Below are 15847 nucleotides of genomic sequence, written 5' to 3'. Positions count from 1 at the left end.
AATCGGAAATCGCGCGAAAGCGATTCCTCGCCTTCGAGGCGATTCACCAATAGGATCTCGTACGGGGCATTGTCATCCGGGAACGACAGCGTCAATAGCCGGTTGTGCTGCATCCCCGTGGCGATCTTTCGCAGATCTTGGACAGACAAGTTGGTATTCATTGGCAAGCCCGACGAAGAACCCGGCATTCAGAGGCGGGCGATTTTACACACGTTTTCTTCGAACCCGAATACCCAGAGCATTGTTAGGATTGACCGGAAGCGCGAGAAGCAAATATTGCCGACATATTTATGTGTTTGCGGCAATTATTTCCAATTCAACAACTCTGCTCTTCACAATAGCCCCGTCCCGCCCATCACTGCTCCATCGCGCGCGAGAACACGGCGACGCTATGCGCGACAAAGCGTTGCTCGTCGATTTCCAGCGTGACCTCGATCCCCCGCACCATGGCCGACTGCGGCTTTCTCGCGATGAGCGTCATGACCGACCGGTGCTTTAAGCCCGTGATACCATCGATGTGCTGCGCCTGTGGTTTGTTTTTTGCGGGGTTTCCGACTTCGACAATCAGATCCTCAGCTGAAACCTCCACCGCCTTCAACTTCCCGCCTCAACTCCCCCCACGCCACTTTCGACTTTAGCTCAATGGGGAAAATCCATACCCACTACGACAACCTCAAGGTCGCGCGCGATGCGCCGATCGAGGTCATTCGCGCCGCTTATCGCTCGCTCAGCCAGAAATATCACCCCGACAAGAATCCAGGTGATCGCGACGCTGAGCGCATCATGAAGATCATTAACGACGCGTATGAGGTCTTGAGCGACCCCGAGCGTCGGCACATACATGACGAGGCTATTGAGGCAGCGGAACGGCCGCCCGCTGCCGAACGTGAAGAATCGCCCCCTGCGCCTGCGGTTCCCCCGAAACCGCAAGTGAAGGACGGCCCGTGGCAGGACTTGTGCCTGTTCGTGCGCATTGTCTTCAGAAATCCGATTATGTGGATATTTGCGATCGGCGCTGTTGTAGCGATGGTCGGGAGCGTTCACGACTATTTCTTCCCCGCGCAACCGCGCGACCCATACGGACGGCAGGTTGCTAATCCAGCGCCCATTCCCGCCCCACCGCAACCCGTCGCGCCTGTGGAGCCGATGCAAATGGTGAATGGGGTGCCCGACCCGTCGCGTTACACCCCAATAACGAGTGCCGACCAGGGCGAGGAATCAGCGAAGATTGAAGCGGCGAAAGTCGCTGCACGAGCAGCACAGCAGCATATATACGTGCGGCCCGCGCTAGACCCCTATGGTGCGTCCTGGCCGGTTGTCGCGGGCTATCTGTCGAACGTGCCGGTAGGCAATGCGACCGGCCATTCGACGCTGACCATCCACAACGGCTCGGGCGACGTCTTCGCGAAGCTGTGGTATGGCAATCAGCCGGTGCGCGCGGTCTATATCCCAGCCGGCGCAACGTTCACGCTGAAGGACATCACGCCCGGCCTTTACGACCTACGCTACGAGTATCTGGACGACGGCAGCAAGCAAGAGACCGATCCCCTCGATATAACGGAGCGCGAAACAGGCGACGGACTGGAATTTTCTAATGTGGCGATCACGCTTTACGCTGTGCCTGGCGGAACGATGAGGACCCACCCTATTTCTGATGCAGCGTTCTGAGCGAGACCGCCGCGACGAGCGGCCAGAGGCACCGATGCCAGCCAACAGCGAAAACGAAAACAAAACCAGTGGGAGCCCTTCGACGGCATTGTTCGCCGTAGAGTTGGCTACGGCAGTCTCGAATATGTGGACCAACTTTCGGGGAAACGTGGCACGCGAAGCGGAGGTGATGAAGCGCATTCAAGCGTTCGACCGACAGGAGATCGCCGCTCTCCACGTTGATGAAATCCCGTTACACAGCAGTTACATGAACCCAATAGTGGAAAAGGGGTTACAGCCAATGCGACTGCAACCCCTTGATTTTCCTGGTCGGAGCGATAGGATTCGAACCTACGACCCTCTGATCCCAAATCAGATGCGCTACCAGGCTGCGCTACGCTCCGACGAGCCGTGGATTCTAGCCGTGTTATCGACGGGAGGTCAATCCCTAATCTGCCTAGTCTGCTAAAGCGGTCGCGATATTCCCATATCGTCGGCCCCCAGGTTCGCCAGTTGCATCCGATGACCGACGGCGCCACGGCGCCCAACGCTATAAGGAGGCAAGGACATGGATTTGATTCTTTGGCGCCACGCGGAAGCCGAAGACACCGCGCAAAGCGATCTCGCGCGCCAACTCACCGCCCGCGGACGCAAGCAAGCGCAGGCGGCCGCCAAATGGCTGCGCCAGCGGCTCCCGCCCGACACCGTGATCTTGGCCAGCCCTGCCGCGCGCACGGTCCAAACCGTCGAATCCCTGACCGATCAATACCGCACGGTGGACAGCATCGGCCCGGGCGCGGCGCCCGAGGCTGTGCTCGCCGCCGCGCAATGGCCGGACGGCCCCGCCCAAACCGTATTGGTGGTCGGGCATCAACCCACGCTCGGCCTCATCGCCTCGCAGCTCGTGGCAGGCGAAGCGGCCGAATGGACGATCAAGAAAGGCGCGCTGTGGTGGCTCGCGAGCCGCGAGCGAGGCGACGCGCGTCGCGGCGGGGCACTGCAAGTCATCGTTCGCGCAGTCGTGCCACCCGATCTCATCTGACTTGACCGCACGACCGCGCGTCGAACGACCTCCGACCATCCGACCATCCGAACATCCGACCGAACGCGGCCCTCATGATGAAAGCCGCGTGTCCGCCGCGCGACATGTCATCGCTTCGACACAGGTTTGCCATGCAACCGTCATGCCTCGTTACTACATTGGCGAGGACATTCCTTTCATAGTCATTAGGAACCAGGAAATCCCTATGCGAGATCTGCCGATGCCCACCCTGCCCCTCGCTTCGATTCCGCTCGATTCGCGCCGCCGTCTGCCGCGTGAAAAAGAAACCATCACGCAAGAGCATCGTCTGCAAGTGGCTTGGGCGCGCACCGACGAGGAGCTTCGCGAAGCGCAGCGCCTACGTTACCGCGTATTCGCCGAAGAGATGGGCGCAAGCGTATCCGGCCCCGCCGGCCTCGACATCGACGCATTCGATGCCTATTGCGATCACCTGCTCGTGCGCGATCTGGAAACGCTGAAAGTGGTCGGCACCTACCGCGTGTTGCCGCCGCATCAAGCTGCCCGCATCGGGCGCTTGTACGCCGAAGGCGAATTCGACCTGTCGCGCCTCGCACACCTGCGCTCGAAGATGGTCGAAGTGGGGCGCTCGTGCGTGCACGCCGACTACCGCAGCGGCTCCGTCATCATGTCGCTCTGGGGCGGCCTTGGCACGTACATGATGCAAAACGGCTACGAGACGATGCTGGGCTGCGCGAGCGTGCCGATGGCCGACGGCGGCCACTTCGCGGCGAACCTCTATGAATCGCTGCGCGAAAGCGCGCTGACGAGCCCCGAATACCGCGCGTTTGCGCATACGCCGCTGCCCGTGGAGGACTTGCGCACGGGCGCGCGCGTCGCACCGCCGCCGCTCGTCAAAGGCTACCTGCGCCTCGGCGCGAAGATTTGCGGCGCGCCGGCCTGGGACCCCGACTTCAACTGCGCGGACTTCCTGACGCTGTTCCGCCTCTCGGACATCAACGCCCGCTACGCCCGCCATTTCCTCGGCTAAGAGTCGATGCGCGGGAACGGACGCGCCGCTTCCCCCTCCCGCGCGCCCTCCGGCGAATATGAAAAGCGGCCCGAATGCATTGCTGCATGCGGGCCGTTCGTTCTTGCGGTTTCTCCGTCGAAAACTACGGCGATGCCCGCGGCGAGCGAGGTCATTCGTCCGTATAGATGACGCGATAGCGCATCCCGATCTTCTCCCACTCCGCCGCTTCCTGGATCAAGCTGTAGTCGGTGAGCGGATTGCCGGCCACCCATGCGTTCGGCAGGCGCACCTCGTAGCCGCCGTTCGAGTTAGCGACGCGTATGCCGGGCAGCCCGACGTCGGTGCGTCGGCGGCACAGCAGCGCCGCAAGCCGCAGGCAGAACAGCAGCGGCCATTCGACTTCGCGCGTTTGCGCAACCTTGCCGAGCTTCCCCGCATGGCCCAGCACGAGCGCGGCAAGCCGGGCTTGGTCGGTGCGGGAAAACCCAGGCATGTCGGCATTGCTCGCGATGTAGGCAGAATGCTTGTGATAGGCGCTGTGCGAGATCGATAGCCCGATTTCGTGCAACGCGGCGGCCCACCCGAGAAACATCCGCGCTTCCTGCACGCGTTCGGTGTCGGACTCGCCGAGTTGATCGTAGAACGCGATCGCGAGATCGCCGATGCGCTCGGCCTGTGCACGGTCGACGCCATAGCGGCGCATGAAGCCTTCGACCGTGACGGCGCGCATGTCTTCGTGCTGCGTGCGGCCCAGCAGGTCGTACAGCACGCCCAGACGCAATGCTCCGTCGGTCGTATCGACATAATCGATGCCGAGTTCCTCGAACACCGCGAGCATGATCGACAAGCCGCCGGCGAGCACGGGCACGCGATCGGGCTTGAGCGCGACGAGCTTGAGCCGATTGACGTTCTCGGCCTTGATCAAGGCGCGCTTGAGCCGCTCCAGGCCGCCGCGCGAAATCCCGTGCGTGACGCCGGGGTCATTGAAGCCGTTCGCTTCGACGAGTTCGGCCAGCGCTCGCGCCGTGCCCGACGAGCCGATGGCCTGGTCCCACCCCGCCTGCTTGTACTCGCGCGAGATGATTTGGATTTCGCGCTTGGCCGCGAGCTCGGCCTGGCGCATCGTGTATTCGTCGACGTTGCCGGCCGGGAAGAACGCGCGGCTGTGGCTGACACAGCCGATGTACAGGCTTTCCATGACGAGCGGCGTGTAGTGCTGGCCGATGATGAACTCGGTCGAGCCGCCACCGATGTCGACGACGAGCCGCTTGCCGGAAATGGCCGGCACCGAATGGGCCGCCCCCGCATAAATGAGCCGCGCCTCTTCGCGCCCCGCGATCACTTCGATCGGAAATCCGAGTGCGTTTTGCGCTTCGACGAGAAACTCGGACGCGTTCTTGGCCACGCGCAGCGTGTTCGTTGCGACGGCGCGCACGTGGTCGGGATGAAAATCGCGCAGTCGCTCTCCGAAGCGCTTCAACGCATCCCACGCGCGCACCTGCGAGGCGCGATCGAGCATCTTGTCGGCCGCGAGTCCCGCGGCCAGCCGGACGGGCTCGCGCAATGCGTCGACCTGATAGATCTGCGCGCCGGCGGGCGTTTCCTCGACGCGGCCGACGATGAGCCGAAAGCTGTTCGAGCCGAGATCGACGGACGCAAGAAGGTGCGGGGTATTGGGCATTAGGAAAGAGAGCTCCTGTTCACGCACGGCGGCGTGCGGGCCGGAAAGGCGCCGGCGCGCACGCCGCTGCGCAGTGTTCAAAGACGCCATTTTAAGCGCATAGCATTTCGCGCCGGTGCAGGAATATGGCGTCGCCGCGCAAGCCGTGCGCAGGCATTCACGGCCGCCGGCGCTGCCGATAGCATACAACCGGGCCTGGCCCGGTGGTCAAAGTCGCAGCAATGTCCGTAGAATGGGTGACAGTATGACTTTTCATCGAAATGACATCGAACTATGAGAATGTCCGAGCGCCCGTTCGTTCCCTCATCCGACCCTTCTCACCATTTGCTGCCGATGTCGCTGCGTTATCCTCTCCTGAATCGTGAATTAGGCATCCTGGGCTTCAACGAGCGCGTGTTCGCCCAGGCGGCGGACCCGTCGGTACCGTTGCTCGAGCGGTTGCGCTTCATCTGCATCACGAGCAGCAATCTCGACGAGTTCTTCGAAATCCGGATGGCGGGGCTGCAAGAGCAGTTGCGCGACAATCCGGGCACGCTGGCGCCCGACGGCATGTCGCTGCAGCACGTCTACGATCTCGTCGCCGAGCGGGCGCACAAGCTCGTGGATCGGCAATACACGATGCTTCACGAAACGGTACTACCGGCACTCGAACAGGAAGGGATCTACTTTCATAGCTGGGAAACGTGGACCGACGCTCAAACGGCGTGGGCTCGCGAATATTTCATCGACGAATTGCTGCCCGTGCTCACGCCGATCGGCCTCGATCCGGCCCATCCGTTTCCGCGCGTGCTCAACAAGAGCTTGAACTTCGTCGTCGAACTCGAGGGCAAGGATGCGTTCGGGCGGCAAGCCGTGATGGGAATCGTGCAGGCGCCGCGCGCGCTACCGCGGCTCGTGCGCATGCCGCAGGAGTTGTCGGGCTTCGCATACGGCTTCGTGCTGCTGAGCTCGTTCATGCAGCGCTTCGTGCACGAGCTCTTCCCGAACCTCGTGATCCGCAGCTGCAATCAATTTCGGATCACGCGCAACAGCGATCTCTTCGTCGACGAAGACGAGATCACGAACCTGCGCGTCGCGCTGCAAGGCGAGTTGCCCGCGCGCCACCTCGGCAACGCCGTGCGCCTCGAGGTATCGGCCGACACGCCCGTGCACCTCGTGCGGCGCCTGCTCGACGAGAGCGGCCTGGCCGACAAGGACTGCTATCGCGTCGCCGGCTCCGTCAATCTCGTGCGGCTCATGCAGTTGCCCGAGCTCGTCGATCGGCCCGATCTGAAGTTCGTCCCGCACGTGCCCGCCATGCCGCCCGCACTCGCGAACTCGGCCAATCTGTTCGAGACGCTCGATCAAGGCGACGTCCTGCTTCATCATCCGTACGAGAGCTTCCAGCCGGTGCTCGAATTGCTGCTGCAGGCCGCGCAGGATCCGAACGTCGTCGCCATCAAGCAGACGATCTATCGCACGGGCACCGATTCGCCGTTGATGGACGCGCTCATGGAAGCGGCGCGCAACGGCAAGGAAGTCACGGTCGTCGTCGAGTTGCTCGCGCGCTTCGACGAAGAAACGAACATCAACTGGGCCGCGCAGCTCGAAGCGGTCGGCGCGCACGTCGTCTACGGCGTCGTCGGCCACAAGTGCCACGCGAAGATGATGCTGATCGTGCGCCGCACGACGCAGAACGGCAAATCGATGCTCAAGCGCTACGCGCACCTCGGCACCGGCAACTATCATCCGCGCACGGCGCGCTTGTATTCCGACTTCGGCTTGATGACGGCCGATCAGCGCCTCTGCGAAGACGTTCACCACGTATTCCAGCAGCTCACCGGCATCGGCGGCGAGTTGAAGCTGCACGACCTTTGGCAATCGCCTTTCACGCTCCATCCGAAGCTCGTCGAAGCCATCCGTGCCGAAGCCGACAACGCGCGCGCGGGGAAAAAGGCGCGCATCGTCGCGAAAATGAACGCGCTGCTCGAGCCGACCGTCATCGCGGAGCTCTACGAGGCCTCGCAGGCAGGCGTGAAGATCGACCTTATCGTGCGTGGCGTGTGCTCGCTGCAGCCGGGCGTCGAGGGATTGTCCGAGAATATCTCGGTGCGCTCGATCGTCGGGCGCTTTCTCGAGCATCACCGAATCTTCTACTTCTTCGCCAATGGCCAGGAGCAGGTGTATTTATCGAGCGCCGACTGGATGGATCGCAACTTCTTCCGCCGCGTCGAAGTGGCGTTTCCGATCAAACACCGGCGCCTGAAGCGGCGCGTCATTGCGGAGGGGTTGTCCTCGTTCCTCGGCGACAACCAATCGGCCTGGGTCATGCAGAGCGACGGCCACTATCGGCGCAGCCGCCCCGGCAAGACCTCGCGCAACGCGCAGATTAGCCTGCTCTCGAAGTTCGGCTGCTGATCCTCATCAGCCGATGTTCGGCGATCAGCGCTCGGCCGCTCAGGCGTGAGCTGGCTGACGCCGTGTCGTGCGCTGCACCGGAAAACGCACGCTGAACGTGCTGCCCCTGCCCTCTTCGCTCTTGATGTCGAGCGTCGCATCGTGCCGTTGCAGCACGTGCTTGACGATCGCGAGGCCCAGCCCCGTGCCGCCCGTGTCGCGCGAGCGGCTGCGGTCCACGCGATAGAACCGCTCGGTCAATCGCGGAATGTCGGCCGCCGGAATGCCGAAGCCCGTGTCCGTCACCGAGAACACGGCTTCTTTGCCGGCTGATTTCCATACGACGTCGATCGAGCCGCCGTCCGGTGTATAACGAATCGCGTTCGTCACGAGGTTGCCGAGCGCACTGAGCACTTCCGTCTCGACGCCGGTTACCGTCAACCCGTCGTCCGCGCTGAAGGCGATGCGATGCCGCCCGCCCGAGAGCGTCGCGGCGTCCTCGCGAATGTGCGAGATCACGGCACGCATGTCGATCGCCTGATCGCTCGGCGGCTTCACGTTGCCCTCGAGCTTGGCGAGCACGAGCAAGTCGTCGACGATGTTGCGCATGCGCGAGGCCTGCTGGTCCATCAGTTCCAGATAGCGCTCGCGCGTGCCCTCGTCGAGCGGCAGGTCGCGCATCGTCTCGAGGAAACCCGAGAGCACCGTGAGCGGCGTCTTGAGTTCGTGCGAGACATTCGCGACGAAATCGCGCCGCATGGCGTCGGTCCGCTCGAGCTCGGTAATGTCGGCCGTCAGCACGAGCTTGCGATTCTCCCCATAGGGAAACGCCTGAACGGACAGCACGGTCTGCCGCTTCTCGCCCATCCCGCGCATGATCAGCATTTCCTCGTACGCGTGCGAGTTCAAATACCGCACGAAATCGGGATGGCGCACGAGATGCGTGATGTGCTGCCGCAGATCGCGCTTCGCATCGAGTCCGAAGTGCTGCTCGGCGATGGCATTGCACCATTCGATCTGGTCGTGATCGTCGAGCATCGCGACACCGTTCGGCGATGCTTGAATCGCCTGAATGAAGCGCGAATGCTGCTGCTCGACCTGGCGCACCTGTGCGTGCCAGCGCTTGGCGAGCTTATGCAGGCGGTAGTAGATTTCGCCCCAGATCCCCGGTGCGCTCGGCACCTCGCCGTACACGGGGGCATCGAGCAAGCGCCACAAGCGCTGCGTGTGATAAGTCGAAAACAACGCCTGCGCGATGAGCGCTGCCACCGCGAAGCACAGCGCGGTGCGCACGCTCGTGACGGCGGCGATCGCCGCGCAGATGAGCGCGAGCAGCGAGAGCGATACGATCGAGCGCGCCCAGATGATGTTCATGTGGTCAAAATCAGCCGGATAACGAATTCGCGCCGCATCGGATGCCGGCCCGCGGCACCCGCCCCTCGCGGCGCACCGAGAGGGCGCCTTTCAGGCTCAGGCGCTCTTGGCTAGCCGATAACCGCTGCCGCGCACCGTTTCGATCATAGCATCGCACCCCGCGGGCTTGAGCGCGGCGCGCAAACGCTTGATGTGCACGTCCACCGTGCGCTCCTCGACGAAGACATGATCGCCCCAGACTTGATCGAGCAACTGCGTGCGGCTGTGCACGCGCTCCGGGTGCGTCATGAAGAAATGCAGCAGCCTGAATTCGGTGGGACCTAGATCGAGCTTGATCTCGCTGCCCGACGCATGCGCCGCGACGCGATGCGTGGCCGGGTCGAGCTTGAGCCCGTTGATGGCCACCACGTCTTCGGTCAACTGCGGCGCGCGCCGGCGCAACACGGCCTTGATGCGGGCCATCAGTTCCTTCGGCGAAAACGGCTTCGTGACGTAGTCGTCCGCGCCGATTTCGAGGCCGAGCACCTTGTCCTGCTCATCGCCGCGCGCGGTCAGCATGATGATCGGAATGTGCTTCGTGCGCTCGTTGTTGCGCAGATCGCGCGCGAACGCGATCCCCGACTTGCCCGGCAACATCCAGTCCAGCAAAACGAGATCGGGCAGCACGTCGCTGATCAGCGCCTGGGCCTGCTCCGCGTTGTACGCGCGGATCGGGCAATGCCCCGCATGCTGCAGGTTGACGGAAATCAGTTCGGAAATGGCGGGCTCATCTTCGATGATGAGAATGCTGCTCGGCATCGTCACCTACCTCAGGATACGGTTGATACGTGTTAACTAAGGGCTTCGCGCTCGAGGGTGTCGCGGCCTTGGTGGCGCACGTCGGTCCCTTTCACGATGTAAATGATGAACTCGGCGATGTTCTTGGCGTGATCGCCGATGCGCTCGATCGCTTTGGCGATGAACAGGAATTCGAGCCCCGCCGTAATCGTGCGCGGGTCTTCCATCATGTACGTGACGAGCTTGCGCACGAACGCGCGGAATTCCTCGTCGATGGCCTTGTCGTCGCGCACGATTTGCGCGGCGGCGACCGTATCGAGCCGCGCGAACGCGTCGAGCGCGCGGCGCAGGATCGACGCGGCCATCTCGCCCGAAACCTTGATTTCGGCGATGTTGACCGTGCGCGAGGTGCCGTCTTCCGCCAGACGCTTGACGCGCTTGGCAATCTTCTCGGCCTCGTCTCCGGCACGCTCGAGGTTCGTGATCGTCTTCGAGCTCGCCAGCAGCAAGCGCAAGTCGCGCGCGGCCGGTTGACGGCGCGCGATGACGTTGCTGCACTCTTCGTCGATCTCGACTTCCATCCGATTGACGGTTTCCTCCGCCAAAATGACCTGGTCGGCGATGTCGATGTCGAAATCGTTCAACGCCTGCATCGCGCGCGTGATCTGCGCCTCGACGAGGCCCCCCATTTCCAGCACTTTCGACGAGACGAGATTGAGATCCGCGTCGAATTGGCTCGACAGATGCTTGTCCGACATCGCTGTCTCCTTAATTCATCAGCCGAAGCGGCCGGTGATGTAATCCTCGGTTTCCTTGCGGACCGGCTTGATGAAGATTTTCTCGGTATCGCCGAATTCAATCAACTCGCCGAGGTACATGTAGCCAGTGTAATCGGAGCAACGCGCCGCCTGCTGCATGTTGTGGGTGACGATCACGACCGTATAGTCGTTCTTGAGCTCGGCGATGAGCTCTTCCACGCGGCCCGTCGAGATCGGATCGAGCGCCGAGCACGGCTCGTCGAGCAACAGCACTTCCGGCCGAATCGCGATGCCGCGCGCGATGCAAAGCCGCTGCTGCTGGCCGCCCGACAAACCGTAGCCGCTTTGCTGCAGCTTGTCCTTCACTTCGGTCCACAGCGCCGCCTTCGTGAGCGCCCACTCAACGCGGTCGTCCATCTCCGAGCGCGACAGCTTTTCGAACATCTTCACGCCGAACGCGATGTTGTCGTAGATAGACATCGGAAACGGCGTCGGCTTCTGAAACACCATGCCGACGCGCGCGCGCAGCAGCGAAATGTCGCGCTTGGTCGTCAAGAGGTTCTCGCCGTCCATCATGATGGCGCCTTCGGCGCGCTGTTCCGGATAGAGCGCGAACATCTTGTTGAACGTGCGCAAAAGCGTGGACTTGCCGCAACCGGAAGGACCGATGAACGCCGTCACCTTCCCTTCGGGAATGCTCATGTTGATGTTCTTGAGCGCATGATACTTGCCGTAGAAGAAGTTCAGGTTCTTGACTTCGATCTTCGGCGCCGCGGGCGCCAGCGGCCGATCGCCTTGGGCCGGATCGAAACCGGCGGGCGCGGCGGGGCGCTCGACTTGGGACAGGTGACTCTCAGCCATATTCATAAGGCGCTCCGTGGCTCATTTCTTGCCGAACATCGCACGCGCGAGGATGTTCAGTCCGAGCACGCCGAGGGTAATCAGGAACACACCGGCCCACGCGAGCGATTGCCACTGCGGGAACGGGCTCATTGCGAACTTGTAGATCGTGACGGGCAAGTTCGCCATCGGCTGGTTCATGTCGACCGAGAAGAACTGGTTCGACAACGCCGTGAAGAGCAGCGGCGCCGTCTCGCCCGCGATGCGCGCGATCGCAAGCAGCACGCCCGTCACCACACCGGCCATCGACGCCTTCAGCGTGATCGACAGCACCATTTTCCACTTCGGCACGCCGAGGGCAAATGCCGCTTCGCGCAGCGCGTTCGGCACGAGCTTGAGCATGTTTTCGGTCGTGCGGATCACGATCGGGATCTGCAACAGCGCGAGCGAGACGACGCCGGCCCACCCGGAAAAATGCCCCATCTCGGCCACGACGATCGCGTACACGAACAAGCCGACGACGATGGACGGCGCCGACAACAAGATATCGTTGATGAACCGCGTCACGCCGGCGAGCACGCCCTTGCCGCCGTATTCGGCCAGGTAGACGCCGGCGAGCACCCCGATCGGCGTGCCGAGCACCGTCGCGGCGCCGACGAGGATCAGCGAGCCGACGATCGCATTGGCAAGCCCCCCGCCATCGGTGTTCGGCGGCGGTGTCGATTGCGTGAACAGCGTCAGCGACAATCCGCCCACGCCGAGGCTCAACGTCGTGTAGAGAATCCATACGAGCCAGAGCAGCCCGAACGCCATCGCGGCGAGCGACAGTGCCAGCGCAATGGCGTTGACCCGGCGGCGGCGGCGCTGCAGGCGATCGCGCGTCGCGGCGAATACGTCGGGGTTGGCCGAGCCCGGCAGTTGCATCGTGGGACCGTTCATTTTGCCCCCTCCGCCTTCTCGAGGCGCAGCAGCATCAGCTTGGAGACGGCCAGCACGATGAACGTGATGACGAAGAGAATCAAACCGAGCTCCATCAGCGCCGAGGTGTGCAAGCCGGGACCGGCCTCGGCGAATTCGTTCGCGAGCGCCGACGTGATGCTGTTGCCCGGCGAAAACAAAGAAACGTTATCGAGCAAGTTCGTGTTGCCGATCACGAACGTCACGGCCATGGTCTCGCCGAGCGCGCGGCCCAGACCGAGCATGACGCCGCCGATCACCCCGCTTTTCGTGAACGGCAGGACGATCTTCCACATCACCTCCCACGTCGTGCAGCCGATGCCGTATGCCGACTCCTTGAGCAGCACGGGCGTGACTTCGAATACGTCGCGCATCACCGAGGCGATGTAAGGGATGATCATGATGGCCAGGATGACGCCGGCACAGAGTATCCCGATGCCGATCGGGGGACCCTTGAACAGCGCGCCGATGATCGGCATCGACCCGAGCACGGCGCCGATCGGCTGCTCGAAGTAAGTCGCGAAGATCGGCGAAAACACGAGCAGGCCCCACATGCCGTAGACGATCGACGGAATGGCGGCGAGCAACTCGATCGCGATGCCGAGCGGCCGGCGCAACCAAGCGGGCGAGAGCTCGGTCAAGAACAGCGCGATGCCGAAGCTGACGGGCACGGCGATGATGAGTGCGATGATCGAAGTGGCCACCGTGCCATACACGGGCACGAGTGCGCCATAGGTGTCGGTGGGAGGGTCCCAATCCGACGTCCAAAGAAAGTGCAAACCGAATTTCTGAATCGTCGGCAGCGATTCGATGATGAGAGACACGATGATGCCGCCGAGCAGCAACAACGTGACGATCGCGGCGAGACGCGCGAGATTGCCGAAGACGATGTCGCCGAACTGGCTCGGCGCGCGCTGCGCGTGTTCGGCCGGGGCCGTCGACATGAGACGAGTGTCGGACATACAAACCCGTTTGCTGTTGCCGCGCCCGGGATGGGCGCAGACGATGGCGATGCCCGGCAAAGCATCCGCCTTGCCGGGCCTTCCTTCGTACCGCTAATTACCGCTTGCTACAGCTTACTCGGCAACCGACTTGCCCGAAGCGTCCTTCACGTTCGCCTTCCATTGCTTCTCGATCTCAGCCGTCACCGAAGCCGGCAGCGGGATGTAGTCGAGCGACGTGACGGCATCGCTGCCGTTCTTGAAGCCCCAGTTGAAGAACTTCAGCGCTTCGGCGCCTTGCGCCGGCTTGTCTTGCGTCTTGTGCAGCAGCACGAACGTTGCACCGACGATCGGCCATGCGTTCTTGCCCGGCTCGTTCGTCAGGATCTGATAGAACGACTTGTTCCACTCGGCGCTCGCAGCAGCGGCCTTGAACGTGTCCGTGTCGGGCGTGACGACCGTGCCCGCTTCGTTCTTCATCTTCGTGTAGACCATGTGGTTTTGCTTCACATAGGCCCACTCGACATAGCCGATGGCGCCCGGCAGACGTTGGATGAACGCGGCGACGCCGTCGTTGCCCTTGCCGCCCGTGCCCGTCGGCCAGCTGACCGTCGTGCCTTCACCGACCTTCGACTTCCATTCCGGGCTCACCTTCGAGAGGTAGTCCGTCCAAATGAACGACGTGCCCGAGCCGTCGGCGCGGCGCACCACTGCGATCGCCGTATCCGGCAGCTTGATGCCCGGGTTCAGCTTGGCGATTTCCGGGTCGTTCCACTTCGTGATCTTGTTCAGATAGATGTCGGCGAGCACGGGGCCCGACAACGTCAGCTCACCGGCCTTGATGCCCGGCACGTTGACCGCGGGCACCACGCCGCCCACGACCGTCGGGAATTGGAAGAGGCCTTGCTTCGCGAGTTCGTCGTCCTTGAGCGGCATGTCCGAGCCGGCGAAATCGACCGTCTTCGCTTCGATCTGCTTGATGCCGCCCGACGAACCGATGCCTTGATAGTTGACCTTGCCCCCGCCGTTCTTAGCGTAGGCGTCTGCCCACTTCGTGTAGAGCGGAGCGGCGAAGGTGCTGCCCGCGCCGGTGATGTCGGCGGCTTGCGCGGAAACGGCGAAGAGCACGCCAGCCAAGCCAGCGAACGCGGTTTGCATCAATTTCATGGATTTAACCCCCAGTGGTGTGGTCGTGGAAAGCGCGACACCGCGAAGAGTAGGTCGAAACTGTGACAGTAATATGACGATCGATGAAGGTCATGTGACAGCTTCCTTACTGAACGAAAGGATGAAGCTGACGTAGACGAAAATTATGACGAATTGAGCGAAGATAGCGGCGCGAAGCGGGGGCTCGCATCGGCGGAGCCGGAAAAAAACGCTGCCCAGGGCAGCGTCTTTTCGATCGATCCGGCAACTCCTACCGGGGCCGCCTAGGAGGTCGCCTGCTCGACGACACGGGCGATATCTTGGGCATGACGCACGGCGGCGTCTCGTTGGCTCGCCTCCACCATCACGCGCAAGACGGGTTCCGTGCCAGAGGCGCGGATCAGCACGCGCCCGCTGCCATCGAGCGAACGCTCGGCCTCCGCCACGGCCTGCTGGATCGCGGAACTGCCCTTCCAATCGGCACCCGCGCGCATCCGCACGTTGATCAACTGCTGAGGGAACAGCGTCACGCCTTCCAACAACTCGGCGAGCGATCGTCCGCTGCGCTTGATCGCCGCAAGCACGAGCAGGGCGGAGACGATGCCGTCGCCCGTCGTATGCCGATCGAGCGACAGGATATGCCCGGACCCTTCGGCGCCCAACTGCCAGCCGCGCTCACGCAATTGCTCGAGCACGTAGCGGTCGCCTACTGCCGCGCGCACGAACGGCACGCCCTCGCGCGCAAGCGCCACTTCGACGGCCATGTTCGTCATCAACGTGCCGACCGCGCCCGGCACGCGGCCGTCCGTGGCCATTCGATCCTTGACGAGCACGTACAGCAACTCGTCGCCATTGAAGAGCCGGCCCGATGCGTCGACGATCTGCAAGCGATCGGCATCGCCGTCGAGCGCAATCCCGAGATCGGCCCGGTTCGCGCGCACGGCGCGGATCAGCGCGTCGGGCGCCGTCGCCCCCACCCCGTCGTTGATATTGAAACCGTTGGGCGTCACGCCGATCGGCACGATGTCGGCACCGAGCTCGTGAAAGACGTGCGGCGCGATGTCGTAGGCCGCACCGTGCGCGCAATCGACGACGAGCTTGAGCCCATGCAGGTCGAACGCCGCGGGGAACGTGCTCTTGCAAAACTCGATGTAGCGCCCCGCCGCGTCGTCCAAGCGGCGAGCCTTGCCCAGCTGCTCCGAAGCGGCGCAAGCGAGCGGCTGCTCGAGCTGCTCTTCGATCCGCAATTCCACTTCGTCGGGCAGCTTGTTGCCGTCGGCGCTGAAGAACTTGATCCCGTTGTCGTAGTAAGGATTG

At 62.8% G+C, this 15847-nt stretch carries 14 protein-coding genes and 1 tRNA gene; 4 read left to right on the top strand and 11 right to left on the bottom strand.

Going from position 1 to position 15847, the window contains the following annotated elements; genetic code table 11:
- Nucleotides 1–355: 355 nt before the first annotated feature.
- The gene (locus ACTHNZ_RS07925) at nucleotides 356–589 is read right to left on the bottom strand and encodes a type VI secretion system baseplate subunit TssF (RefSeq protein WP_440541951.1); all 234 of its coding nucleotides are present in this window, start codon (nucleotides 587–589) and stop codon (nucleotides 356–358) included.
- Nucleotides 590–642: 53 nt separating this feature from the next.
- On the opposite strand from ACTHNZ_RS07925, the gene ACTHNZ_RS07920 reads away from it, so the two are divergent.
- A complete protein-coding gene (locus ACTHNZ_RS07920; RefSeq protein WP_440541949.1) occupies nucleotides 643–1668 on the top strand; it encodes a J domain-containing protein in 1026 nt (341 codons plus the stop codon).
- A 306-nt stretch (nucleotides 1669–1974) separates the two neighbouring features.
- Here the strand turns inward: ACTHNZ_RS07920 and ACTHNZ_RS07915 are convergent.
- Nucleotides 1975–2051: transfer RNA gene (locus ACTHNZ_RS07915), tRNA-Pro, on the bottom strand.
- 164 nt (nucleotides 2052–2215) lie between these two features.
- Between ACTHNZ_RS07915 and ACTHNZ_RS07910 the strand changes: the two genes are divergently transcribed.
- Entirely contained in the window at nucleotides 2216–2689 is a 474-nt protein-coding gene (locus ACTHNZ_RS07910; protein WP_440541948.1) for a SixA phosphatase family protein, read from the top strand.
- Between the two features lie 205 nt (nucleotides 2690–2894).
- Entirely contained in the window at nucleotides 2895–3698 is an 804-nt protein-coding gene (locus ACTHNZ_RS07905; protein WP_440541947.1) for a GNAT family N-acetyltransferase, read from the top strand.
- Between the two features lie 151 nt (nucleotides 3699–3849).
- Here ACTHNZ_RS07905 and ppx read toward each other — a convergent pair whose 3' ends face one another.
- Nucleotides 3850–5451 carry an exopolyphosphatase gene (ppx, locus tag ACTHNZ_RS07900; RefSeq protein WP_440541946.1) on the bottom strand — a complete coding sequence of 534 codons (1602 nt, stop codon included), beginning with the start codon at nucleotides 5449–5451 and terminating at the stop codon, nucleotides 3850–3852.
- A 243-nt stretch (nucleotides 5452–5694) separates the two neighbouring features.
- Here ppx and ppk1 point away from each other — a divergent pair, with 243 nt between their 5' ends.
- Nucleotides 5695–7758 carry a polyphosphate kinase 1 gene (gene ppk1, locus ACTHNZ_RS07895; protein ID WP_440541950.1) on the top strand — a complete coding sequence of 688 codons (2064 nt, stop codon included), beginning with the start codon at nucleotides 5695–5697 and terminating at the stop codon, nucleotides 7756–7758.
- 39 nt (nucleotides 7759–7797) lie between these two features.
- Here the strand turns inward: ppk1 and phoR are convergent, their stop codons facing one another.
- From phoR to glmM, 8 genes are all read right to left on the bottom strand, one after another.
- Nucleotides 7798–9111 (bottom strand): phosphate regulon sensor histidine kinase PhoR, encoded by a 1314-nt coding sequence (phoR, locus tag ACTHNZ_RS07890; protein WP_440541945.1) that lies wholly within the window; start codon nucleotides 9109–9111, stop codon nucleotides 7798–7800.
- 96 nt (nucleotides 9112–9207) lie between these two features.
- Nucleotides 9208–9909, bottom strand: coding sequence for a phosphate regulon transcriptional regulator PhoB (gene phoB / locus ACTHNZ_RS07885; RefSeq protein WP_440541944.1), 702 nt, complete (start codon nucleotides 9907–9909; stop codon nucleotides 9208–9210).
- A 32-nt stretch (nucleotides 9910–9941) separates the two neighbouring features.
- Nucleotides 9942–10646, bottom strand: coding sequence for a phosphate signaling complex protein PhoU (gene phoU / locus ACTHNZ_RS07880; RefSeq protein WP_440541943.1), 705 nt, complete (start codon nucleotides 10644–10646; stop codon nucleotides 9942–9944).
- An 18-nt stretch (nucleotides 10647–10664) separates the two neighbouring features.
- Nucleotides 10665–11513 (bottom strand): phosphate ABC transporter ATP-binding protein PstB, encoded by an 849-nt coding sequence (gene pstB, locus ACTHNZ_RS07875; RefSeq protein ID WP_440541942.1) that lies wholly within the window; start codon nucleotides 11511–11513, stop codon nucleotides 10665–10667.
- A gap of 15 nt (nucleotides 11514–11528) precedes the next feature.
- Nucleotides 11529–12425: a phosphate ABC transporter permease PstA gene (gene pstA / locus ACTHNZ_RS07870; RefSeq protein ID WP_440541941.1), complete on the bottom strand. Its 897-nt coding sequence runs from the start codon at nucleotides 12423–12425 to the stop codon at nucleotides 11529–11531.
- Nucleotides 12422–13405: a phosphate ABC transporter permease PstC gene (pstC, locus tag ACTHNZ_RS07865; RefSeq protein ID WP_440541940.1), complete on the bottom strand. Its 984-nt coding sequence runs from the start codon at nucleotides 13403–13405 to the stop codon at nucleotides 12422–12424. The genes pstA and pstC overlap by 4 nt, the downstream gene beginning before the upstream one ends.
- 114 nt (nucleotides 13406–13519) lie before the next feature.
- Nucleotides 13520–14551, bottom strand: coding sequence for a phosphate ABC transporter substrate-binding protein PstS (pstS, locus tag ACTHNZ_RS07860; RefSeq protein WP_440541939.1), 1032 nt, complete (start codon nucleotides 14549–14551; stop codon nucleotides 13520–13522).
- Between the two features lie 263 nt (nucleotides 14552–14814).
- Nucleotides 14815–15847, bottom strand: a 1033-nt coding sequence (gene glmM / locus ACTHNZ_RS07855; protein WP_440541938.1) for a phosphoglucosamine mutase, incomplete at its 5' end; no start/stop codon positions are given.

Source organism: Trinickia sp., from assembly GCF_051953955.1.
Classification (GTDB): Bacteria; Pseudomonadota; Gammaproteobacteria; order Burkholderiales; family Burkholderiaceae; genus Trinickia.
The sequence above is the reverse complement of the archived record's forward strand: the minus strand, read 5'-3'. Positions and strand labels throughout refer to the sequence as shown.

Coding starts and splice junctions, on each gene's coding strand:
- ACTHNZ_RS07920 (WP_440541949.1), top strand. CDS start 643: ATGGGGAAAATCCATACCCACTACGACAACCTCAAGGTCGCGCGCGAT.
- ACTHNZ_RS07910 (WP_440541948.1), top strand. CDS start 2,216: ATGGATTTGATTCTTTGGCGCCACGCGGAAGCCGAAGACACCGCGCAA.
- ACTHNZ_RS07905 (WP_440541947.1), top strand. CDS start 2,895: ATGCGAGATCTGCCGATGCCCACCCTGCCCCTCGCTTCGATTCCGCTC.
- ppx (WP_440541946.1), bottom strand. CDS start 5,451: ATGGCGTCTTTGAACACTGCGCAGCGGCGTGCGCGCCGGCGCCTTTCC.
- ppk1 (WP_440541950.1), top strand. CDS start 5,695: ATGTCGCTGCGTTATCCTCTCCTGAATCGTGAATTAGGCATCCTGGGC.
- phoR (WP_440541945.1), bottom strand. CDS start 9,111: ATGAACATCATCTGGGCGCGCTCGATCGTATCGCTCTCGCTGCTCGCG.
- phoB (WP_440541944.1), bottom strand. CDS start 9,909: ATGCCGAGCAGCATTCTCATCATCGAAGATGAGCCCGCCATTTCCGAA.
- phoU (WP_440541943.1), bottom strand. CDS start 10,646: ATGTCGGACAAGCATCTGTCGAGCCAATTCGACGCGGATCTCAATCTC.
- pstB (WP_440541942.1), bottom strand. CDS start 11,513: ATGAATATGGCTGAGAGTCACCTGTCCCAAGTCGAGCGCCCCGCCGCG.
- pstA (WP_440541941.1), bottom strand. CDS start 12,425: ATGAACGGTCCCACGATGCAACTGCCGGGCTCGGCCAACCCCGACGTA.
- pstC (WP_440541940.1), bottom strand. CDS start 13,405: ATGTCCGACACTCGTCTCATGTCGACGGCCCCGGCCGAACACGCGCAG.
- pstS (WP_440541939.1), bottom strand. CDS start 14,551: ATGAAATTGATGCAAACCGCGTTCGCTGGCTTGGCTGGCGTGCTCTTC.